At 56.3% G+C, this 22441-nt stretch carries 19 protein-coding genes and 1 pseudogene; 10 read left to right on the top strand and 10 right to left on the bottom strand.

The window, feature by feature from the left end:
• Nucleotides 1-77 precede the first annotated feature (77 nt).
• On the bottom strand, nucleotides 78-998 hold the full coding sequence (locus ABD903_RS06920) for a tetratricopeptide repeat protein (protein WP_345222562.1): 921 nt from the start codon (nucleotides 996-998) through the stop codon (nucleotides 78-80).
• A gap of 108 nt (nucleotides 999-1106) precedes the next feature.
• Nucleotides 1107-1415: pseudogene (locus ABD903_RS06925) on the bottom strand (HU family DNA-binding protein); the annotation flags it as partial.
• A gap of 226 nt (nucleotides 1416-1641) precedes the next feature.
• Here ABD903_RS06925 and mutY point away from each other — a divergent pair.
• The 4 genes from mutY (at nucleotide 1642) to recG (ending at nucleotide 6191) form a co-directional block, all read left to right on the top strand.
• A complete protein-coding gene (mutY, locus tag ABD903_RS06930) occupies nucleotides 1642-2682 on the top strand; it encodes an A/G-specific adenine glycosylase (protein WP_425555409.1) in 1041 nt (346 codons plus the stop codon).
• Nucleotides 2683-2776: 94 nt separating this feature from the next.
• Nucleotides 2777-3235 (top strand): single-stranded DNA-binding protein, encoded by a 459-nt coding sequence (locus tag ABD903_RS06935; protein ID WP_345222566.1) that lies wholly within the window; start codon nucleotides 2777-2779, stop codon nucleotides 3233-3235.
• A 175-nt stretch (nucleotides 3236-3410) separates the two neighbouring features.
• A complete protein-coding gene (gene gldD, locus ABD903_RS06940; protein WP_345222567.1) occupies nucleotides 3411-4001 on the top strand; it encodes a gliding motility lipoprotein GldD in 591 nt (196 codons plus the stop codon).
• Nucleotides 4002-4094: 93 nt separating this feature from the next.
• The gene (gene recG, locus ABD903_RS06945) at nucleotides 4095-6191 is read left to right on the top strand and encodes an ATP-dependent DNA helicase RecG (protein ID WP_345222568.1); all 2097 of its coding nucleotides are present in this window, start codon (nucleotides 4095-4097) and stop codon (nucleotides 6189-6191) included.
• Between the two features lie 55 nt (nucleotides 6192-6246).
• Here the strand turns inward: recG and ABD903_RS06950 are convergent, their stop codons facing one another.
• Entirely contained in the window at nucleotides 6247-6471 is a 225-nt protein-coding gene (locus tag ABD903_RS06950; RefSeq protein ID WP_345222569.1) for a hypothetical protein, read from the bottom strand.
• A 391-nt stretch (nucleotides 6472-6862) separates the two neighbouring features.
• Between ABD903_RS06950 and ABD903_RS06955 the strand changes: the two genes are divergently transcribed.
• Together ABD903_RS06955 and ABD903_RS06960 are read left to right on the top strand one after the other, a co-directional pair.
• Complete coding sequence (locus tag ABD903_RS06955) at nucleotides 6863-8317, top strand: hypothetical protein (protein WP_345222570.1); 1455 nt, start codon at nucleotides 6863-6865, stop codon at nucleotides 8315-8317.
• On the top strand, nucleotides 8318-8638 hold the full coding sequence (locus tag ABD903_RS06960) for a hypothetical protein (RefSeq protein WP_345222571.1): 321 nt from the start codon (nucleotides 8318-8320) through the stop codon (nucleotides 8636-8638).
• A 129-nt stretch (nucleotides 8639-8767) separates the two neighbouring features.
• On the opposite strand, the gene ABD903_RS06965 is transcribed toward ABD903_RS06960, so the two are convergent.
• The 5 genes from ABD903_RS06965 to ABD903_RS06985 form a co-directional block, all read right to left on the bottom strand.
• Entirely contained in the window at nucleotides 8768-10555 is a 1788-nt protein-coding gene (locus ABD903_RS06965) for an acyl-CoA dehydrogenase family protein (protein ID WP_345223100.1), read from the bottom strand.
• Between the two features lie 358 nt (nucleotides 10556-10913).
• Nucleotides 10914-12092: an acetyl-CoA C-acyltransferase gene (locus tag ABD903_RS06970; RefSeq protein WP_345222572.1), complete on the bottom strand. Its 1179-nt coding sequence runs from the start codon at nucleotides 12090-12092 to the stop codon at nucleotides 10914-10916.
• A 123-nt stretch (nucleotides 12093-12215) separates the two neighbouring features.
• Nucleotides 12216-14624, bottom strand: coding sequence for a 3-hydroxyacyl-CoA dehydrogenase/enoyl-CoA hydratase family protein (locus tag ABD903_RS06975; RefSeq protein ID WP_345222573.1), 2409 nt, complete (start codon nucleotides 14622-14624; stop codon nucleotides 12216-12218).
• 94 nt (nucleotides 14625-14718) lie between these two features.
• Nucleotides 14719-15195: a MarR family winged helix-turn-helix transcriptional regulator gene (locus tag ABD903_RS06980; RefSeq protein ID WP_345222574.1), complete on the bottom strand. Its 477-nt coding sequence runs from the start codon at nucleotides 15193-15195 to the stop codon at nucleotides 14719-14721.
• Between the two features lie 159 nt (nucleotides 15196-15354).
• Entirely contained in the window at nucleotides 15355-17118 is a 1764-nt protein-coding gene (locus ABD903_RS06985) for an AMP-dependent synthetase/ligase (RefSeq protein ID WP_345222575.1), read from the bottom strand.
• A 155-nt stretch (nucleotides 17119-17273) separates the two neighbouring features.
• Here ABD903_RS06985 and ABD903_RS06990 point away from each other — a divergent pair, with 155 nt between their 5' ends.
• The 4 genes from ABD903_RS06990 to ABD903_RS07005 all read left to right on the top strand — a co-directional run bounded on the left by ABD903_RS06990 (nucleotide 17274) and on the right by ABD903_RS07005 (nucleotide 20553).
• Nucleotides 17274-18416: a formimidoylglutamase gene (locus ABD903_RS06990; protein ID WP_345222576.1), complete on the top strand. Its 1143-nt coding sequence runs from the start codon at nucleotides 17274-17276 to the stop codon at nucleotides 18414-18416.
• A gap of 111 nt (nucleotides 18417-18527) precedes the next feature.
• Nucleotides 18528-18752 carry a cytochrome b5 domain-containing protein gene (locus ABD903_RS06995; RefSeq protein ID WP_425555433.1) on the top strand — a complete coding sequence of 75 codons (225 nt, stop codon included), beginning with the start codon at nucleotides 18528-18530 and terminating at the stop codon, nucleotides 18750-18752.
• Nucleotides 18753-18786: 34 nt separating this feature from the next.
• Entirely contained in the window at nucleotides 18787-19590 is an 804-nt protein-coding gene (gene murQ, locus ABD903_RS07000; protein ID WP_345222579.1) for an N-acetylmuramic acid 6-phosphate etherase, read from the top strand.
• A gap of 396 nt (nucleotides 19591-19986) precedes the next feature.
• Entirely contained in the window at nucleotides 19987-20553 is a 567-nt protein-coding gene (locus ABD903_RS07005; protein WP_345222580.1) for a hypothetical protein, read from the top strand.
• Nucleotides 20554-20627: 74 nt separating this feature from the next.
• Here ABD903_RS07005 and ABD903_RS07010 read toward each other — a convergent pair whose 3' ends face one another.
• Complete coding sequence (locus ABD903_RS07010; protein ID WP_345222582.1) at nucleotides 20628-20888, bottom strand: hypothetical protein; 261 nt, start codon at nucleotides 20886-20888, stop codon at nucleotides 20628-20630.
• 203 nt (nucleotides 20889-21091) lie between these two features.
• Entirely contained in the window at nucleotides 21092-22414 is a 1323-nt protein-coding gene (der, locus tag ABD903_RS07015; protein WP_345222583.1) for a ribosome biogenesis GTPase Der, read from the bottom strand.
• Nucleotides 22415-22441 lie beyond the last annotated feature (27 nt).

Genomic DNA, 22441 nt, shown 5'->3' on the forward strand with positions numbered 1-22441 from the left:
GAGGTTTGGGTTGATGGATTTGATTTCAAAAACCGTTTGTCACCCCCTGGCTTCGTGCCTTGGCGTGACAAGCGGGGTTACTGCAACTTCTGTAGTTCTTCGTTTACCGACGTAAGTAAGCCGGGGTCGGCACTCATGCTTTTCGTTTTCAGAAAAGCTGCCTTTGCCTCCTCCTTCTCACCCGCCTGCGCCAGCGACACTCCCAAATAAAACTGGCCGGTCACGTTTTTCGGGTTAACCTTCATCAGCTCCTGAAACCGTCCCACGGCCTTGTCAGGCTGGTTGCTTTGCAGCGCCAGAATGCCAAGGTTGTAGAGTGCCTTCTCGTTTTTAGGGTCAGTGGCCAGCACCTCGCGCAGCATAGTAATACCGGCAACGGGGTTTTCGCTGGCCATCATGGCCATGCCGAGGTTGGTTTTGGCGTCGAGGTTCTGGGGGTTTTCCTTCAGCACTTTCTCGTAAAGCGCCTGGGTTTTAGTGCCCAGCATTTTGGCCCGCTGCTCCGTAGTTGCAAAGCTGTACGCTTCAAAATATTGGTCAGCAGCGCGCTTCCATGCTTGTTCTCCCGGCCGGGCCAAGGCCACCTGCTCGTAGTAGTAACCGGCGCTGTCGAAGCGCTGCACCTTTTGGTACTGCTTCGCTAGGTCGGTAGCTAGGCTGAGGCGGGTGGCGGCGTCGGCGGTAGTACGGTAACGCGCTAGCAGCGTGTTCAGCTGGGTGCGTTGCTCGCCCGAGGCTTGCGTGTGCGGCTGATCGGACATGGCGGTAGCACCACCACTCGCGGGAACCGGACCTGAGGAAGCTTCCGTTTTAGACCCCGATGTGGCTGGACCGCCACCATCGCGGTTGGCGGTTCGAGCGGCATCTTGGGCTAACTCACCTTTGCCTTCCTTGGGCTTCACTACGCCTTTCGGCAGCAAAAACAGGTATGCTACCAAGCCAGCGGCCAGTACCAGTACAAGGAGTTGCGGCGTGAAAGAAGAGCGGCTTTTAGCCATGCGGGAGAGAAAAAGGCGGCCGCCGGGCTGCTGTTTTGAACAGACCAGCTCCGGCGGCGGCCGGCAATGTTACGAAGAACGAAGCGTTTTCAGCTTGTAGCGGGCCGACTACGCCTGCACCAGCTCCTTTACCTTCTTGCTGTTCTTGATTTTGCTGATGAAGGTTTTCGACGGCTTGAAGCTCGGGATGAAGTGCTCGTCGATGATGATGGAGGTATTTTTCGAGATGTTACGGGCTACTTTCCGTGCGCGCTTCTTGTTAACGAAGCTACCGAAACCACGAACGTAGATGTTGTTGCCGCCGGCCATCGAATCCTTCACCACTTTGAAGAAAGCCTCTACGGTTGCTGACACGTCGGTTTTCTCAATGCCGGTCTTTTCGGCAATTTCGGCAATTACTTCTGCTTTGGTCACTGTGCTAGGAACCTGAAAGTGTGAAAAAAGAAGGCAAAAATGCTTTTAAAATCCCGTAAGCCCTTGCCCGGTAGGCATTTCGGGCCACAAAGGTAGTCCCGATTTTTGGTTTTGCAAACGTAATTCCCAAATACACCTGCCAAGAAATAGCATCAGCAATATATTCATAATCAACACTTTGAACAAACCTAACTCCGCTCCGTCCCATCCATTCTTTGCCCAAGCCCTTTTGGAGTGGTACCCACGCCACCGCCGCGACCTGCCGTGGCGCCATACCCACGACCCGTATGCTATCTGGTTATCAGAAATTATTCTGCAACAAACCCGTGTACAACAGGGCCTGCCCTACTACGAAAAGTTCTTAGCCGCCTACCCTACCGTACACGATTTGGCCGCTGCGCCCGAGCAGGAAGTGCTGCGGTTGTGGCAGGGCTTGGGCTATTACTCCCGGGCCCGTAACCTGCGCCACACGGCCCAGCAGGTGGTCAATGAATACGGCGGGCAGTTCCCCGGCACGTATGCCGAGTTGCTGAAGCTGCGCGGCATTGGGCCGTACACCGCCGCCGCCATAGCCTCCTTTGCCTACAACGAGCGTGTGGGCGTACTTGACGGCAACGTGTACCGGGTGCTGTCGCGCGTGTTTGGCATTACCACCGATATAGCGGCACCCTCTACCCGCAAGGAGTTCCAGCAACTGGCCGACCAATTGATTTCAGTGGAAGAGCCCGGTGAATACAACCAAGCCATTATGGAGTTTGGGGCCATTCAGTGCACGCCCGTAAATCCAGACTGTTTGTTTTGCCCCGTACGTGAGCAATGCTTTGCCTTTCAGCACGGCATGGTTCGGCAACTGCCCGTTAAAACGAAAGCCAAGGCGGCCCGCACGCGGTACTTCCAGTACTTTGTACTGCGCCACGGCAATACAGTATACCTGCGCAAGCGCACCGGCAAGGATATTTGGCACAGCCTTTACGACTTCTGGCTGACCGAGACGCCAACCGTCGAGCTATCGGCGCTTGAGTTGCTCGCAGAAACCGAACGGCTGGGTGGCCGCGTGGCTACAAACCGAGTTTCGGAACCGGCTGCAGCTATGAAGCACGCACTGAGCCACCAGAAGGTGGAAGCGCGTTTTCACGAGTTGTGGCTGGAAGAGCCACTACCCCTTACAGCACTTAATAGCTTTGGCTTAGAGGCTTTTACTTCAGACCAGATAGAACAATTGCCCAAACCCGTTATCATCACTAATTATCTGTCGAGCAAAGGAATTTAGACAGCTAAAATATTTGGTTAATTGCGAAAATATTTAGTTATTGTATAGTAATTCAGCTGACAGCTAGAGTACTCACACTTAAACCAGCATAGATATGTCAAGCGTTAACAAAGTTATTTTGGTGGGTAACCTTGGTGGTGACCCAGAGGTACGCCATTTGGAAAGCGGTAGCGCCGTGGCCCAGTTCCGTTTAGCCACTAACGAAACCTACAAAGACAAAAGCGGCAACCGCGTGGAGCGTACCGAGTGGCACAACATTGTGGCATGGCGCGGCTTGGCGGAAGTAGCCGAGAAATACATGCGCAAAGGCCAGTCGGTGTACGTGGAGGGGAAAATCAGAACCCGTCAGTACCAAGACAAGGACAACCAGACCCGTTACGTAACTGAAATCGTGGCCGATGAAATTACCATGCTTGGTGGTGGACGCGGTCAGGACGGTGCTCCGGCTGGTAACCAACAGCCAGCAGCGCAGGCCACGCCTCAGCCCGCCGGGGCTACGCCGGAACAGAAAACCTTCCGGCAACAGCCCGAAATGGACGAACTTCCTTTTTAAGCAACGCGTTTGCTTGCGTAAGCCACCGCCCCGGTCACGAGTTGGCCGGGGCGGTTTGCTTTTGAAGGGTTGTCTTACTGCCTTGTTTCGCAGTAGGCCAACCCCAAGCGGCCGAAAACACTTTACTGCACATGCCACGGCGCTTGGCTATTTTTGGCGCCTTAATCCCCCGTTGATGCGTCTCTCCCTTTGTTGCTTTTCGGCGTTGCTGGCCGGTGTGGTTTTGGCCGGCTGTTCAGGCGGCCCCGATGATTACACGCCCAAACCCAAGGGCTTCAACCGCATCGATTTGCCCCCGCACGCCTATCAGCAATTAGCGCCGGGGCACCCGTACACATTCGAGTACTCCAAGCACGCCCGTATTCTGCGCGACTCTTCGTACTTGGCCCAGCCGCACTGGATTAACGTGTACTACCCCAAGCTGCAGGCCAACGTCCAGATTACGTACTCCAACCTTAAGAACGACCCCAAGCTCTTTAACAAGATGCTGGAGGACGCACGTAAGCTCACGGGCAAACACCAGATCAAGGCCTCTGCCATCGAAGAGTCGATGATGCAGACGCCCAGCGGAAAGAAAGTGGCGGTATTTGAACTGAGTGGTGACGTGCCCAGCCAGTTTCAATTTTACACGACGGACTCAACCAAACATTTTTTCCGCGGGGCTTTGTACTTCCGCACCGCCGTGGCCAACGACTCCCTCGCGCCGGTTATCGACTATGTGAAAGAGGACATCGTAAAGCTCGTTAACACCCTGAAATACCAATAGCCACTTATCAAGCAGGAATCATTCGTTAGGTTGCGTTGCGAGTCCTTCGCTGCACATGTGCTTTAGGATGAATGCTAATGGTTAAAGGACTGCATGAGTAGTTTTTTCAACACCAAAGTTGCACTGCTTCGCGGGATGGACACGCGCCGGGCCGATGTGTTGGCCAAGGAGCTGAACATCTTCACCTACGGCGACCTAATTCAGCACTATCCCTTCCGCTACCTCGACCGCACGCAGGTGTACAACGTAGTGGACCTGCACGACGACTTGCCAATGGTGCAGGTAAAGGGCACTGTGCGCACCAAAGAGCTATTAGGCGAAGGCCGTAAGCAGCGCCTCGTAGCCCAGCTGCATGACCAAAGCGGCGTGATGGAGCTGACGTGGTTTAAGGGCGTGAAGTTCTTCGAGAAGTTCGTAAAGAACCACCAGGAGTACGTGGCCTTTGGCAAGCCGGCCATGTTTAACGGCAAGGCGCAAATGGTGCACCCGGAGCTGGAAGAGGTATCGGAACAAAAACCGGGCGCCTCGTTTCTGCAGCCGGTGTACTCCAGCACCGATAAGCTGCGCAACTTCAACCTCGACACCAAAGGCATAGGGCGGCTGATGGCGCAGCTGCTGAAGCTGGCCGCGCCGCACATCACCGAAACCCTCTCGCCGGAGTTGGTGCTGCGCTATGCGCTCATGCCCAAGGCCGAGGCCATGCAGCAGATTCACTTCCCGCAAAGCACCGAGCTGCTGCAGGCTGCTCGCTTTCGGCTAAAGTTCGAGGAGCTGTTTTACATACAGCTGAAGCTGTTGCGGCAGCGCACCCAGCGCAAAGTGGAGCTGGCCGGGCAGATTTTCGACAAGGTGCCCTCGTTGGTACACTTTTATAAAAACGTACTGCCCTTTGATTTAACCGGCGCCCAGAAGCGGGTTATCCACGACATCTACAAGGACTTCTGCGCCGGCAAGCAAATGAACCGCTTGCTACAGGGCGACGTAGGCTCGGGCAAAACCATTGTGGCCTTTATTGCCATGCTCATGGCCGCCGATAACGGTGCGCAGAGCTGTATGATGGCGCCCACCGAAATCCTGGCCGATCAGCACTACATCGGGCTCAAGCAGTTTGCCGATTTGCTGGGCATGAAAATCGGAAAGCTAACCGGCTCAACTCGCACGGCGGAGCGGCGGGTGCTGCACGAGCAGCTCCGATCGGGCGAGATGCACATGCTGGTGGGCACCCACGCCCTACTCGAAGACGTGGTGCAGTTTAAGAACCTGGGTCTGACCATCATGGACGAGCAGCACCGCTTTGGCGTGGCGCAACGCTCCAAGCTCTGGCAAAAGAACCCCGACATTATTCCGCACGTGCTGGTCATGACGGCCACGCCCATTCCGCGCACCCTAGCCATGACGCTCTACGGCGACCTGGACGTGTCGGTAATCGACGAGTTGCCGGCCGGGCGTAAACCCATCGTAACGGTACACCGCTTCGACTCTAACCGCCTGAAGGTGTTCGAGTTTATGCGCCAACAAATCCGGGAAGGCCGGCAGGTATACGTGGTGTATCCGCTCATTGAAGAGAGCGAAGCCATGGCCGACTACAAGGACCTAATGGACGGCTACGAAAGCGTAACGCGTGCTTTCCCCGAATACCAAGTAAGCATTGTGCACGGACGCATGAGCGCAGCCGAAAAAGATGCCGAAATGCAGCGCTTTGTGCAGCGCCAAACCCAGATCATGGTGGCCACCACCGTTATTGAGGTGGGCGTAAACGTGCCCAATGCCTCGGTAATGGTGATTGAGTCGTCGGAGCGGTTTGGGCTTTCGCAGCTTCACCAATTGCGCGGGCGCGTAGGGCGCGGCGCCGATCAGAGCTACTGCATCCTGATGTCGGGCTACAAGCTGAGCAAAGACACCCGCACCCGCCTCGAAACAATGGTGCGTACCAACAACGGCTTCGAAATTGCCGATATCGACCTGAAACTGCGCGGCCCCGGCGACTTGATGGGTACGCAGCAAAGCGGTGTACTCGATCTGCTTATTGCCGACTTAGCCAAGGATGGTCGCATCCTTAGCGAATCCAGAGCGGCAGCACAGGACTTGCTCAACGAAGACCCCGACCTGAGTCAGCCCACCAACGAAAACATCCGCCGGCACATTCTGTCGTTGCCAGCTACGGCGGTGAACTGGAGCAGGATTAGTTAATAAGGACGAGCTTAGCGGACGTAAAAAAAGCGACACTTAGCGGGCCGCTATTGAATTAGTTAACGCTTACCGAAGCGTTACCCTGGGTATTGCCTTGTAATCGTCCTTGGTTAGAAACCGGTTCGATGAAACTTACCTGACGTGCAAAGAAAGATTGCACCGATTCTACTGAACGAACAGAAGGTTGATTTAAGGCCGCCGGCAAAGCGCCGGGCTGCTTGGCAAGCTTCCCCAACACCACAAGGCTGAGGAGAAGGATGAGACGTAACAACGATTTCATAGCAAAAGGCTTGGTGGAGGAGAGCGGGACGGCGCCTGCTACAAGAACTACGCCAACAGTGAAGGCAGATGTGGCGAATCTGCCGGATGCGTGGCGTATTTCAGTTACGGAGAAAGAAAACTTCAATCATGAAAACTGAACGATTTATCTAGTCCACAAATTTATGGAATTTATCCTAACCCACCGGTTTACCCGGTTGGCTCGATATTTTCCATAGCAAAGGAAACGGGAGGTACACGGAAAGGTGTCACCAAGAGCGTTACTAATCCGTGAACAAATCGTAGGCGGCCGACTGCCAGCGGGGCGTTTACGAAGACGTTACAGAGAATGATACCTTTGGGAACGACTTTTTTTGCGATAATCCTCCGTTGCCACTTAACTGCTTTACTCTGTGCAAATTTCGTTTCAGCATTTCCTGGCCACCGGAATCTTGGCACTTGGCTTGTTCGCTCATGCCGAGCCTGTTATAGCGCAAAAGGTTCGATCGGCGCCCTTCGCTTATGTGCCCGAGCACACGGAAGACCCCTACAACCAGCGGGTACACGTAAAGACTCTTGCTCTGCCCGGAGGAAAGGAATTTATAATCATCAGCCACCGCTCGGCCAGTGAATATGCGGTAGAGCGCTACGACGCCGACCTGAAGAAACTGTGGTCGGCAACGGTGCCCGTAGCAGCTGGCGAGAGCCTCGAGGCCTTTGCCCGCAACGATCAGCAGGCTCTGGTAGCGGTGCATCACAAGGATGAAACCGGACAGCACCTGCTCGTACATTCCATCGACCTGAAGAGCGGGCAGAAACAAGCGGCCAAAAAACTGGCTGAAGCCGGTCCACGCGAGCGGCGCCCCGGCATCAGCATCTCACCCGACGGCTCCCAACTCGTGACTTGGCGTTACGTAACCCGCGATGAGCAAATCAAGTCGCTCACGGCGGCTCATTACGACCGGCAGCTTAACAAGCTTAAAGACCGTGTGTACGATTTCCGGGAATTGGGCGACTTCTTCTCCCCCACCGTGCACGTTGCCAACGATGGCACCCAGTACGTTGCCCTCATCGGCGACGGTAACCAGAAGCTGACGGTGCGCCGTTACCGCGACGCCGAGCCAGACGTGAAAGTAATGTCGGTAGCAGTAGGCGGCACGTTTGGCGGTAGAAAGGTGACTGCGCGCGACACGCAGTGGCGCCTACTCGACGGCCAAACCCTGTATGCCGCTACCATTTGCGCCGATTACACTTCCGGCGACTACCACAGCTTGAAACTGGTGAAGTTTGACTTCGCCAAGGCCGACATGAAGTTCGCGCCCGAATTCAAGTTCACGCCCGAGTATTTGGCCGAGGTGAACAAAGCCACCGGCGGCAGCGCCAAGCGCCTTGACGACGTTTACCTCTCTGATATTCTGCGCACCGAGGACCAAAACGTAGTGGTTATTGCCGAAAAGAAGGCTGAGGAAGGCCCCGATGCTCCCGTACGTGCCAAGGAGCTGCACCTCTTTGGCTACAACGAGTTCCAGTCGCCCACCTGGCACACCATTGTGGCCAAAAACCAAGCCGCACCCATCACCGAAAGCTTCACCGGCATCGGCTACCGTGCCGCCGCGCTTGGCAACGACGTGCACATTGTAACCATGGAAAGCCTGAACAAGAAAACCGACCTGTACGGCCGCCGTGTTGGCGCCCTTATGGGCGTGGTATCGGCACCAAAGGCACTGGGGTTAAACGTAGCCAACGACCAGCAAACCGCCTACGTGAAAGACTTCACGGCATGGCTGGATGACAAAACCATGATTGTGGTAACGCGGCCTAACAAGAAATCAGCAGCATTACAGCTCAATAAGCTTGTGCTGAAGTAAATGCTTGACTTCTATTTGCTTGATGACGGAGCAGCCATACCTAACCCGGTACGGCTGGCAGAGCTACCGAAAGCGGGCGAGCTGTCCGAAGAAGAGTTTACGCACCTGCAAAAACTGCGAATTATTGAGACCCGTCTTGACTTCTACCACAACTTCAGATGGAGCAGTGACATGGTTACGATGAAGCTGCAGCTTCTGCTGCGTCGGTACCCTGACCTTACCCCGGCTTCCGCTACCCCAGATGCAGAGGCTCAGCGGTTCTTCTTGATTTTGCTCAATGCATCCTCGGCGAGTACAGGCCTGCTTGCCATAGCAGACTAACACCTAGATACGGTCTTATCTCAACACAAAAACCGCCGCCCCAATACAGGAGCGGCGGTTTCGTTTTCCCCCATCGGGAAGTATAACCGGCCGTTTCCCCGCGGCCGGTTATAAGGTTGTGTACTGCAGTTAGTACACGAAGTCGTTGGCGTCGATCAGCGTTTTGGCGATGCGGCGACGGGCGTCTTTCACGTTGAACAGTTCGGCTTTGGTGAAGCGCTTCAAGCCCATGGCCAGCAGGCGTTGCTCATCACCTTCCGCCATCGAGGCAATGGCATCTTTGCCAGCCTTGTTCACCTGGTCGATGGTGTCGGCTAAGTACACGCGGGCAATGTCGATCTGCGTAGCCAGGGCTTCCTCGCCCTGCACACCGGCTTCTTTTTCCACGCGCAGCAGCGTGCTTTCGGCGGTGTACACCTTAATGGCCATGTCGGCAATGTTCATCAGTACTTCCTGCTCTTTGGCGAGCGAGTTCATGTACTTCTGAACGGCCGTGCCGGCTACCATCAGAATGGCCTTCTTCAGCTTGGCAACGGTTTTCTTCTCGGCCGCGAACAGACCAGTTTCTTCCTCGCCACCGAAATCCGGAATGGCCATCAACTCGTTCTGCACTGCCTGGGCCGGGCCCATCAAATCCAGCTCGCCGTTCAAGCCCTTCTTCAGGATCATGTCAACGGCCAGCATGCGGTTGATTTCGTTCGTGCCCTCAAAGATGCGGTTGATGCGCGAATCGCGGTAAGCGCGGTCCATGGGGTAGTCGGCCGAGAAGCCGTAACCGCCGTACACCTGCACACCTTCGTCCACCACGTAGTCAAGCACTTCCGAGCCTTCTACTTTCAAAATAGCGCACTCCACGGCAAACTCGCGGGCGGCACCCAGCAGCGCTTCGTTGTGGCTCTTGCCTTCCGAAATCAGCTCCTGCTCCTTGCGGAAGATGTCCATGCCGGCGCGATAAATAGCCGATTCGGCGGCATAAATGCGCACGGCCTGCTGGGCCAGCTTGTACTGAATAGCGCCGAATTTGCTGATGGGCAGCTTAAACTGCACCCGCTCGTTAGCGTACTTCACGCTTAGGGCAGCGGCCATTTTAGCGGCGCCCAAGCAAGCAGCCGCCAGCTTAATGCGGCCGATGTTCAGAATGTTAAAGGCGATGAGGTGGCCTTTACCAATCTCTCCCAGAATGTTCTCTTTAGGCACCTTGCAGTCGGACAGGAATACCTGGCGCGTCGACGAGCCTTTAATGCCCATTTTGTGCTCCTCATTGCCGAGGCTCAGGCCGGGGGTATTTTTCTCTACAATGAAGCCAGTGAACTTCTCACCGTCAATCTTGGCGAAAACGATGAATACATCGGCGAAACCGCCGTTCGTAATCCACATTTTCTGGCCGTTCAGCACATAATGCTCGCCGTCTTCGGTAAGTACGGCTTTGGTTTTGGCACCCAGCGCGTCGGAGCCCGAGCCGGGCTCGGTGAGGCAGTAGGCACCCATCAGCTCGCCGTTGGTGAGGCCGGGCAGGTATTTGTTCTTCTGCTCATCGTTGCCGAAGTACAGAATGGGCAGCATGGCAATGCCGGTGTGCGCGGCAAAAGCTACCGGGAACGAGTGGCCGCCGCCCACGCCTTCGGTCACGCGCAGGGCGGTGTTGAAGTCCATGTCGAGGCCGCCGTACTGCTCGGGAATGCTCACGCCGAACAAGCCCAGCTGACCCGCTTTTTCCATCAAGCCACGCATTAGGCCTTCCTCGTGATTATCGAGGCGCTCAAGCAGCGGATGCACTTCCTTGGCCACGAAGTCCAGCGCGGTTTCGTGCATCATGCGCTGCTCCTCCGAAAATTCGGCGGGCGTAAATACGTCTTGAGCGTCGGTTTCTTTGATGATGAACTCGCCGCCCTTGGGGATTTTGTTGGTTACTTCCATGGCCGTGGTGGGAAATTGAGGGGTCAAAAAGTGTTAGGCTTGCCGACTATTTCGAGCCGGCAAGGGCCGGCTACTCTGTGTACCGAAAGGTAATAAAAAATGTTAGGCGTGCCGACTATTTTTCGAAAAAGAAACCCCGAAAAGCCGGGGTTTCTGTCTGTTACCGAATCAAGAACAGCAAAACAGGTGCTTGCGTTCTGAAAGTTAGCGGGTTTTTACATGCTAAAATCCGAACGTCATGTCGAGCGCAGTCGAGACATCTCGCTCAATAGTAATCGTCTCGTTGAACGAAAATCACTCTCGGGCGTCAGCACACGAGATGTCTCGACTCCGCTCGACATGACGTTCAGGAAGCAGGCTACTTCAGCAGCTCGTAGATACCGGCTACGCCTTGGCCGCCGCCTACGCAGGCGGTTACCATGCCGTACTTCTTGTTGGTGCGGCGCAGCTCGTCGAAAAGCTGAATGCTAAGCTTGGCGCCGGAGCAGCCGAGTGGGTGACCGAGGGCAATGGCGCCACCGTTCACGTTCAGCTTCTCGGGGTCGATGCCTAGTTCCCGCACTACGGCTATCGACTGCGACGCAAAGGCCTCGTTTAGTTCGAACAGGTCGATATCGTCGAGCTTCATGCCGGCTTGCTTGAGCGCCTTCGGCACGGCCTTAATCGGGCCCATGCCCATGATGCGCGGGTCAATGCCTTCGGTGGCGTAATTCACCATACGGGCTACGGGCTCCAGGTTCAACTCTTTCACCATGCGCTCCGACATGACGATGACGAAAGCAGCGCCATCAGAGGTTTGCGAGGAGTTGCCGGCCGTTACCGAACCCGTAGCGGAGAATACCGGACGCAGCTTGCCCAGGGCTTCCACCGAGGTGTCGGCGCGGGGGCCTTCGTCGGTATCCACCACGTATGTGCGAGTCTTCTTTTTGCCAGTAGCCTGATCGAGATAGGTCTCTTCTACCGTAACGGGCACAATCTGGCTCTTGAAGCGCCCTTCAGCAATGGCGCGAATGGCTTTCTGGTGCGAGTTGTAGCTGAACTCGTCCTGATCCTGGCGCGAAATTTTGTAGTCATTGGCCACGGCTTCGGCTGTGAGGCCCATGCCGAGGTAGTAGTCGGGGTACTTCTGAGCGAGGTGGTAGTTCGGCACGGTCTTCCAGCCCACGGTGGGCACCAAGCTCATGCTTTCGGTGCCGCCCGCAATAATGCAGTCGGCCATGCCGGCCTTGATTTTACCCACGGCCATGGCAATGGTTTCCACGCCCGAACCGCAGTAGCGGTTCACAATGAGGCCCGATACGTTAATGGGCAGGGCCAGCAACGAAATCAGGCGGCCCATTTGCAGGCCTTGCTCGGCTTCCGGCACGGCGTTGCCAACGATAACATCGTCAACGCGGGTGGGGTCTAAAGAGGGCACCTCTTTCATGAGGTGCTTGATTACCTCGGCGGCCAGGTCGTCGGGGCGGGTGAAGCGGAAACCACCGCGGGGGGCTTTGCCCACGGCCGTGCGGTAACCAGCTACGATATATGCTTCCATGAGGAGTGTCTTCTTAGGGAGTTGAATCGAATGTCATTTTGAGTCGAAGCGAGAAGTCTGATTCAGACAGTAAAACAACTTTTCTGCCTCAGATGTCTCGCTATGCTCGACAAGACAACGTGGTTAGTTACGCAGGGGCTTGCCGGTGGTCAGGATGCTCTGAATGCGCTCCAGCGTTTTCCGCTCGCCGGTCAGGCTGAGGAAGGCTTCGCGCTCCAAATCCAGCAGGTACTGCTCGCTCACTTCCGTAGGCGCCGACAGGTCGCCGCCGCACATCACGTAGGCCAGCTTGTTAGCAATCTTCAGGTCGTGGTCGGAAATGTAGTTGCCCGAGCGCATGGCGTGCACGCCGGTCATGAACATGCCCAGGGCGCCGCGGCCGTGCACCTTGATGTTGGTTTTCTGGGTGGGCTGGGTGTAGCCGGCTTCCGACAACTCGATGGCGGCGGCTTTGGCAGCCGCAATGGCGCGGTTGCCGTTTACCACCACTTCGTCGCCGCGGCGCAGGAAGCCCAGGTCGAATGCCTCCTGGGCAGAGGTCGACACCTTGGCCATGGAAATGGTCATAAAGGTGTTGCGCAGCAGGTTGTACTCCGGCTCGCCCTCTTCGTACTTGGCGGCCGTGCGCAACACCATTTCCTTGGTGCCGCCGCCGGCCGGAATCAGGCCTACGCCAAATTCTACCAGGCCCATATATGTTTCCGCCGCGGCCACCACCTTGTCGGCGTGCAGGTTCAGCTCGCAGCCACCGCCCAGCGCCAGGCCGTGCGGCACGCCCACCACCGGGATACTGGAGTAGCGCATGCGCATCATGGCGTTCTGAAACTGCCGGATCATCATGTTAATCTCGTCGTACTCCTGATCCAGGGCGTACATGTACACCAGGCCCAGGTTGGCGCCGGCCGAGAAGTTGGCCGCGTCGTTGCCTACTACGAGGCCACGGTATCCTTGCTCGGCAATGTCCACGCCCTTCATCAGGCCCTGAATCACGTCGGAACCCAGCGTGTTCATCTTGCTGTGGAACTCCACGTTCAGGATACCGTCGCCAAGGTCAATAACCGAAGCGCCGGCATTTTTCCACAGCACCTTGCCCGTAGCGCGCAGGTTGTCGAGGATGATGAAGTTCTCGACGCCCGGAATGCGCTGGTAGCTCTTCGACTCCACGTCGTAGAACTGCTTCACACCCTCTTCGTTCACTTTGTAGAACGAGGTGTTACCGGCGGCTAGCATTTCCGTCACCCACGGGGCAATCTGCTTGCCTTCGGCCTGAGCCAGCTCTACGCCTTTCTGTACGCCCAAGGCGTCCCAGGTTTCAAACGGACCCATTTCCCAACCGAAGCCGGCGCGCAGGGCATCGTCGATTTTGTAGAGGGCATCGGTGATTTCCGGAATGCGGTTGGTTACGTAGGCGAACAGGCTGCCGAAGCTCTTGCGGTAGAACTCGGCGGCTTTGTCTTTGCCGGCTACCAGTACCTTGAAGCGGTCGGCCAGCTTTTCAATCGGCTTGGTGGCTTCCAGGGTGGCAAACTTCACCTTCTGGCTAGGCTTGTACTCCAGCGTGTTCAGGTCGAGGGCCTGGATTTCGGACTTGCCGCCTTCGCCCTTCACTTTCTTATAGAAGCCCTGGCCGGTTTTGTCGCCCAGCCATTTGTTCTCGCCCATTTGCTTCAGGAAGCCGGGCAGTTGGAAGGCGTCCTTGGCTTCGTCGTTGGGCAGGTTCTGCGCCAGGCCGTTGGCCACGTTCATGAGTGTATCGAGACCCACCACGTCGGAGGTGCGGAAAGTGGCCGACTTGGCATGGCCGATAACCGGACCGGTCAGCTTGTCTACTTCTTCCACCGTCAGGCCCAGCTGCTGCATGATCTGCAGCACGTCCATGATGGCAAAAACGCCCACGCGGTTGGCAATAAACGCCGGCGTGTCTTTGGCCAGCACCGTGGTTTTGCCCAGGTACAGGTCGCCGTAGTGCATCAGGAAATCCACCACCGACTGGTCCGTGTCGGGCGTCGGAATGATTTCGAGTAGCTTCAGGTAACGCGGCGGGTTGAAGAAGTGCGTACCGCAGAAGTGCCTTTTGAAGTCCTCCGAGCGGCCTTCTGTCATCAAATGAATCGGAATGCCCGAGGTGTTCGACGTGATGAGCGTGCCGGGCTTGCGGAATTGCTCCACGCGCTCGAACAGGCTTTTCTTGATGTCGAGGCGCTCCACTACTACCTCAATCGTCCAGTCGCAGCTGGCAATGTCCTTGAGGTTGTCGTCGAAGTTGCCGGTCTTGATGCGTGCGGCGTCGGCCTTGCGGTAGAGCGGCGAGGGGTTGGACTTCACGGCCGCGTCGAGCGAGGCATTCACGATGCGGTTTTTCACCGCCGGGTGGTCCAGCTTGAGGCCCTTCTTTTCTTCGTCGGGCGTCAGTTCTTTCGGGGCAATGTCGAGCAGCAGTACCTGCACGCCGATGTTGGCGAAGTGAGCCGCAATGCGCGAGCCCATCACACCGGAGCCCAGAACGGCTACTTTCTTGATGGTACGATTCATAAGGGGTTCGGTCAGAGAGGGGTTGGGTGCCGAAGCGTATGAAAAGAGTGAAACAATGCGAACAGAAAGCCGCTACCGGCCGACGGAAGGCGTTTTAGCCCTTCTTCTCGGTTTTGAGCGGCTTCACTTTAAAGCCGTCGTAAATGGTCTTGCTTTCGATGGAGGAGGTAATCTGGCTGATAACCCGGAAGAACACCTCCAGTTGGTCGGCCGGAATACGCTCGCGCACATTCAGGTTGAAATGCCGCACCGTTTGGCGTGACACCTCTTTTTTGCGCTGGCCTTCCTCGGTTAGAAAAATGCGCACCGAGCGTTTGTCCTGGGTATCGGCCTGCTTGTAGATGAGGCCTTTCTCTTCCATGGAACGCAGAATGCGGGTGAGGCTGCGGGTTTCGAGGCCCAGCAGCGGCGCAATCTTGGTGGCGGGCGTGCCGTTTTCCTGATCGATGTTCAGCAGCACGAAACCAATGCTCGTGGTGATGTCGTGCTTGGCGGCCTGCACATTGTACATGCGCGAAATGGCGTGCCAGGCAACTTTGATGTTATAGTCTACGGTTTCTTCGGGTCTCATCTCGGGGGCGATGTCCGGTAAACGTACGCAAATTTGTTATGCTTGCATACTAGTTTACGAAAAAATATTCCTCGAGTTCATCAAATGTTCCCGACCGGCTCTAAGCAGACCGGCCCCGCTACAAGTGCTTGTAACGGGGCCGGTGCCAGCTTATATGTGCTAGCTGTACATGCTCTCGATCAGGTCTTTGTAATTGTTGCTGATGATTTTACGCTTCACTTTCATGGTCGGCGTCATTTCACCAGTTTCTACGGTCCATTGATTGGGCAGCAGCACCTGCTTTTTCACTTGCTCCCACTGAGCGAAGCTTTGGTTGTACTTGCCCACCAGGTCCTGGTACATCTTCTGCACCTTGTCGTTCTTGATGATTTGCTCGGGGGTGGTGTACTCCACGTCGTTGCGCTTGCACCAGCCCTTCAGCTCGTCGAAGGACGGCACGAGCAGCACGGAAGGAAACTTCTGCCCGTCGCCGACGACCATGGCCTGCTCCACCAAAGGCGACTCCTTCAGCTTGCCCTCGATAACCTGCGGGGCAATGTATTTGCCGCCCGAGGTTTTAAACATCTCCTTCTTGCGGTCGGTGATTTTCAGGAAGCGCCCCTTCACGAACTCGCCGATGTCGCCGGTGTGGAACCAGCCCTCCTCGTCGAATACCTCGGCGGTGAGGTCGGGCTTGTTGTAGTAGCCCTTCATTACCGAAGCCGATTTGGTTAGAATTTCACCATCGGCGGCAATTTTTACTTCGGTTTTATCGATGATGGGACCAACGGTACCGATCAGGTTGTTTTCGGGCTCGAAACCGCCCACGGCAATTACCGGCGAGGTTTCGGTGAGGCCATAGCCTTCCATTACCCGAATACCGGCTGCCCAGAACACGCGGGCCAGGCGTGGCTGCAAAGCCCCGCCGCCTGACACGATAACGCGGATGTTACCGCCCAGGGCCTCCTGCCACTTCGAGAAGATGAGCTTGCGGGCCAGCTTAAGCTGGGTGTTGTACAGGAAACCTTTGTCTTCCTGGGTATCGAACTCCAGGCCCAGGTTCAGGGCCCAGAAGAACAGGTTTTTCTTGACGCCGGTCAGGTCATGCCCCTTGGCTACGATCTTATCGTAGACTTTTTCGAGCAGACGCGGCACAGTGGTGAAGATGTTGGGCTTCACCTCACGCAGGTTATCGGCAATGACTTCCATGCTCTCGGCGTAGTAAATGCTCACGCCGTTTTGCATGTAGAGGTAGGTTACCATGCGCTCGAAAATGTGGCAGAGCGGCAGGAAACTCAGAGCCGAGTCGTTTTTGGTGACGGGCACGAAGGGCTGCGAGTTGCGGCAATTGCTCAGGATGTTGTCGTGGCTGAGCATTACGCCTTTGGGGTTGCCGGTGGTGCCCGAGGTGTAAATGATGGTGAGCAGGTCGTCGGGCTGTACAGCGGCTTTCATGCGCTCCAGTTCGGCTTTGTCGCCGCCTTTGCCCATTTCCAGCAGCTCGTTGAAGTGACGGGCACCGGGCAGCTTATCAAAGCTGAAGATGTTGTCGGCGGGAATGCTCTGACCGGCCGTGGCGGCTTTCACCTTGTCGTACAGGTCCTGGTTCGAGATGAATACCGCTTTCACGCCGGCATCGGCGAAAATGTAGCGGTAATCTTCCACCGTTATGCTGGGGTACATGGGCACACTCACGGCGCCGAGCTGCGAGATGCCGAAGTCGGCCATCATCCATTCGGGGCGGTTCATCGAAATGATGGCCACCTTGTCGTCTTTACCAATGCCCAGTTTGCGCAGGCCTAAGCTTACCAGTTCGGCCTGGTCCTTAAGCTGCTGGGTGCTGATTTTCTCCCAATTGCCATTGATTTTGGCGGCCAGACAGTCGGCTTGGGGAAACTTCTCGAGTTGGTAGGGCAGAATATCAAAAGCGCGGCGAACGTCCATACAGGAAGGGAGAGGAAACGAGGGTAAGACTTCTGAAAGAAATAGAATTTTTAGCGGAAAGTCTATTCCTGCCTAAACGAGCGGCTATTGGACGGGGTTTTTAGTAGCTTTGACACCGGCAGTCTGGCGCATTTTTACCGCTGCCGCTGCTCGCCGTGAATCTGGCCTTGTTTTTCGACCCGCTTGCCGACGACGCCCCCGCTTGGGGCGGTACCACGCTGGGGGCGCACGCCGCCCGGTTTGTCGACACATTTCCCGACTGGCGCGGCGCCGATTTAGCCATCATCGGCCTAAACGAGTGGCGCGGCAGCGCAGCGGGCGCCCCTACCCTTCCGGCTGCTGAAGCCGTACGGCAACGATTTTATGCGCTGCAACGCGGTACCGGCCCCTGCCGGCTGGTGGACCTGGGTAACCTGCGCAACGGCCTGAACCTGGAAGACACCTACCTGCGCCTGCGCGAAATTGTGGCGGCGCTGCTGGAGCATAACACGGTTCCTATTTTGCTGGGTGGCTCCCACGACCTCGACTACGGGCAGTTTCTGGCCTACGAAACCCTCGACCGCGCCGTTAGTCTGACGTGTATTGACGCCCGAGTGGATATGGTGGAAGACGATGACGCCCCCGCCGAGGCCAACCACCTGCGCCGTGTGCTCATGCACGAGCCCAATTTCCTGTTCAACTTTGGGCAGCTTGGCCATCAGCAGTACTTGGTGCCTACAAGCGTGCTGGCGGCGTTGGAAAAGCTGCATTTCGAGACCCTGCGCCTCGGCCAGATTCGTGACGATGTACGGCAAGCCGAGCCCCTGTTGCGCCAAGCCGACCTGGTAAGCTTTGATTTAGCGGCGTTGCGCTGGCCCGAGTTTCCGGGTTACATGCCCGCCAGCCCGTTTGGGCTTACCTCCGAAGAAGCGGCCCAATTGTGCTGGTACGCCGGCCACAACGACCAACTAACCAGCATTGGCCTCTACGGATACCGCCCCGATTACGACCCCCACGGCTTGGCTGCCGCAACGGTAGCCACCATGATGTGGTACTTCATTGAGGGCTATTACCACCGTCGCCACGAAACCGATTTCCAGAGCCGGCGCTTTATTCGCTACGCCGTGGGCCTGCCCGGCAACCCAGCCAAGCTGGTGTTCTACAAGGCCAAGCGTACCGAGAAATGGTGGATGGAAGTGGAAAGCCTCGCCGACCACGAAGTACGCCGCATTGTGCCGTGCAGCTACCAAGACTACCTGCGCGCTGCCCAGGGCGACTTGCCCAATCGTTGGATTCTGACGCAGGCGCTGCTGGGGTAACTTTTGCTGCTGGTTGTTTCTTACTTCCCCATGTCTGCCGCCGATACCCCGCCTTCCCACGTTCCTACTGCCGCTAACAACCAAGCCCTTGCCGAGTTACCGGAGTACACGGTGCACCAGCTGGCGTTGCGCAACGGGCAAGACCGCGAAGACATTTGGTTTGCTTACCGCGGCCTGATTTACGACGTAACCAAGTCTCGCCTGTGGAGCCGCGGCCACCACTACGAGCATTGGGCTGGCCAAGACCTCACCGCCGAAATGGACAAAGACGCCCCGCACACCGTGAACGTGCTCGACAAGTTTTACGTGGTGGGTCGGCTCAAATCCGCCTCATAGCCATTCTTACCGCCCTCCTACCCGCATTTCCCCTATGAACACGACTGAAAGCGCTTCGCATTACGACAACCTTGAGCAGTGGTCTACGCATGATTTACTAACGTCGATTAATCACGAGGACAAAAGCGTGCCGCTGGCCGTGGAAAAAGCCTTGCCGCAAATTGAGCAGCTAGTAGAGGCCACTGTGGAGCGGCTAAAAGCGGGCGGCAGGCTGTTTTACATTGGAGCCGGTACCAGCGGACGATTGGGTATTCTGGATGCCTCAGAGTGCCCGCCCACCTTTGGCGTGCCGCACGGCTTGGTAGTAGGCCTGATTGCGGGCGGCGATACGGCCATTCGCAAGGCTGTGGAAAACGCCGAAGACGATTTTCATCAAGCCTGGCGCGACCTGAGCGAGTACGACGTTAACGCGCAAGACATTGTGGTGGGCATTGCAGCCTCAGGCCGAACGCCGTATGTCATTGGCGGTTTGCAGCAGGCCCGGCAGCAAGGCTTGGCCACGGGCTGCATCGTGTGCAACGCAGGCTCGGCAGTAGCAGCCGAAGCGGAGTTTCCGGTGGAAGTGGTTACCGGACCGGAGTTTTTAACGGGTAGCACCCGCTTGAAAGCTGGTACGGCTCAAAAGCTCGTGCTCAATATGCTCACCACCGCCACCATGATTCGACTGGGCCGCGTGAAGGGAAATAAAATGGTGGACATGCAGCTCTCCAATGCCAAACTGGTAGACCGTGGCGAACGAATGCTGATGGACGAGCTACTCATTGGGCAGGAAGACGCCGCTTTGCTACTGCGAAAGCACGGCTCCGTACGGGCGGCTCTTGAGGCGCACAAAGGTTAGTAGGCAGCCCTACCAACCATGCTTGGTTTTAACCTGCCCCATTTTGGGAGTCGTGCCCTTGTGCTTTGCTTTGTTCAGAGCTGTTTGTTGCTTGGACTTTACGCCCTGCGTCTGATTACCAGCTTGTGGCTGGCAGCCGGTTACATGTTATTGCTAGGCTCGTTGAGCTTGTGGTTAGCCGTGGCAGCTGGCGTAGCATTCAGGCGGGCGCGGGTTTGGCTTGGCTTTGTCGTTGCGTTGTTCAGCATTCCGGGCTTGCTGTATACGCTAGGCTCGCTTCTCTCAATACTGAATTGAGCTGTCAGGAGAACAGAGTAGCAACGTTAGGCGTTAGGGAAGCCAAGGCCATTTGCCACAGCCGCTAAACTTAGCTTGACTTTCGCCCGCTCTTTTGCCATGCATACCATCGAGCCCCACTACCATTGGATGGAGCTGTACTCAGCATCTGAGGACCCCCGCTCGCCGCTGTTCGAAGCTGAAAACAGCATCGATTCGTTTACCAATACCATCTACGGCTACTACATCCATCCGCAGTGGGATGCCATGGAGTCGGACACGCTGTTCCTGAAAATTCTGTTCGTGGATTACGAGCAGCAGGTCGGTGTTATCGAGTTTATCGGCGAGTGGAACGACGCCATCGAAAACGACATCATGCATCTCAAGCGGGGAATTATCGACCCGATGGTGCACGAGGGCATCCGCAAGTTCATCCTCGTTGGGGAAAACGTATTCAACTTCCACGGTTCCGACGACGCCTATTACGAAGAATGGTTTGAAGACGTGGAAGACGGCTGGATTGCGGCTGTGAACTTCCAAGACCACGTAGCGCGCGAAATGCGCCAGTACAATCTCGACTCCTACATCAACTTTGGCGGCCAGCTCGACGAGCTGCCGTGGCGTACTTATCCGCCCAAACAGTTGGTAAGCGTGGTAGATGGCTTGCTGCAGCGGCGTTTGAGCTAGCAGCTCTTACAATAAAAAAGGGCTCCTCTTTGCAGAGGAGCCCTTTTTCGGTCTATACCAGACCGGAGCAGTAATTACTGAGCCGGGGTCGTGGTGGTAGCAGGAGCCGGAGTCGTGGTGGTAGCACCAGCTTCAGCGCCTTCTTCGATTTTCTCAGCGGTAGCATCAGCCGAGTCGCGAACGGCATCAGCCTGCTCTTCCATAGCGTCAGCCTGGGCTTCGCCGGTAGCTTCTACTTGGTCAGCAGCGTTTTCGCCAGCAGCTTCATTTTTGCTTTCGCACGAAGCGAACGAGAACGATACAGCGGCCAGAGCGAGGAACAGAACCTTTTTCATGGTGTGGGGTGTGGTGAAAATGAATGAAAATGAGTTTTCTTGAGTCAGGTCCGCGACCTTGCGGCTGCGAATTCTGAAGCTTTATACCCAGCCGCAGTTGAGGTAACCCGCTTCCCGAAAAAAACTTCTGCTTTTTATATCGGCCAGCAACAAAAAGGCCCTGGCAATGTGCCAGGGCCTTTTTGTTGATACGTATTTCGGCTTTATTTTTTGCGGTACACGATGCCAATGGGCACGCCCGTAAAGTCAAAATGCTCGCGCAGGCGGTTCTCGAGGTAACGGGTGTACGATTCCTTCACGTACTGCGGCAGGTTGCAGAAAAAGGCAAACACCGGATTGTGCGTGGGAAGCTGCGTCACGTACTTAATGCGCACCATTTTGCCCTTCGAAGACGGCGGCTGGTGGGCTTCTATTTCCTTCAGCATAACCTCGTTCAGTTGCGAGGTCGGAATTTTCTTGGTTTTGTTTTTATACACTTCCATCACCGTTTCGATGGCCTTGTGTACACGCTGCTTGGTAACGGTGCTGGTGAAAACGATGGGCGGGTAGCTGATGGGCGCAATTCGCTTGTAAATCTCGTCTTCGAACTCCTTGGCGGTGTTGGTTTCCTTGTTTTCGATCAGGTCCCACTTGTTCACCAGAATCACGATGCCCTTGCGGTTGCGGTCGGCCAAGCCGATGATGCTCACGTCCTGGGCTTCAATGCCACGGGTGGCGTCGAGCATTACAATGCACACGTCCGACTCTTCCAGCGCGCGGAGGGCGCGGAGGTTGGAATAGAACTCCACGTCCTCGTCAACGCGGGCCTTGCGGCGCAAACCGGCGGTATCGATGAGGATAAACTCGTTACCGAAGGCGTTGTAGCGGGTGTGAATGGCGTCGCGGGTGGTACCTGCAATGTCGGTCACGATGCTGCGCTCTTCGCCCAGCAACACGTTCACGAAAGACGACTTGCCCACGTTCGGACGGCCCACCACGGTAATGCGCGGAATGCCTGCGTCGGGGTCTTCCACGCCTTCTTCTTCGAAGTGGCTGACCACGGCATCGAGTAAATCACCGGTGCCGGAACCCGTTTGCGAGCTGATGGTGAAAATGTCGCCGGTGCCGAGGCCCAGAGCGTAAAACTCGCCCACGGCTTGCACACGCCTGATGCTGTCGGCTTTATTAGCTACCAGGTAAATCGGCTTCTTGTTGTCGTAGCGACGCAGTACGTTGGCAAACTCTTCATCGAGCGGGTGCAGGCCGGCGTCGAGGTCGACCATGAACAGCACCACAGTGGCTTCGTCGATGGCCAGCTTTACTTGGCGGCGAATGCCTTCCTCAAACACGTCATCGGAGCCCACTACGTAGCCGCCGGTATCGATAACGGTGAAGTACTTGCCTACCCAGTCGCCGTAGCCGTAGTGTCGGTCGCGGGTTACGCCCGACTGGTTGTCCATGATGGCCTTCCGTTCGCCAACCAAGCGGTTGAACAGGGTGGACTTGCCCACGTTGGGGCGGCCCACAATTGCAATGGTATTCTTCATTGTGCTGACCCCAGCCGTCGGTCCGAC

The organism is Hymenobacter koreensis, from assembly GCF_039541855.1.
In the GTDB taxonomy this organism is placed as follows: domain Bacteria; phylum Bacteroidota; class Bacteroidia; order Cytophagales; family Hymenobacteraceae; genus Solirubrum; species Solirubrum koreensis.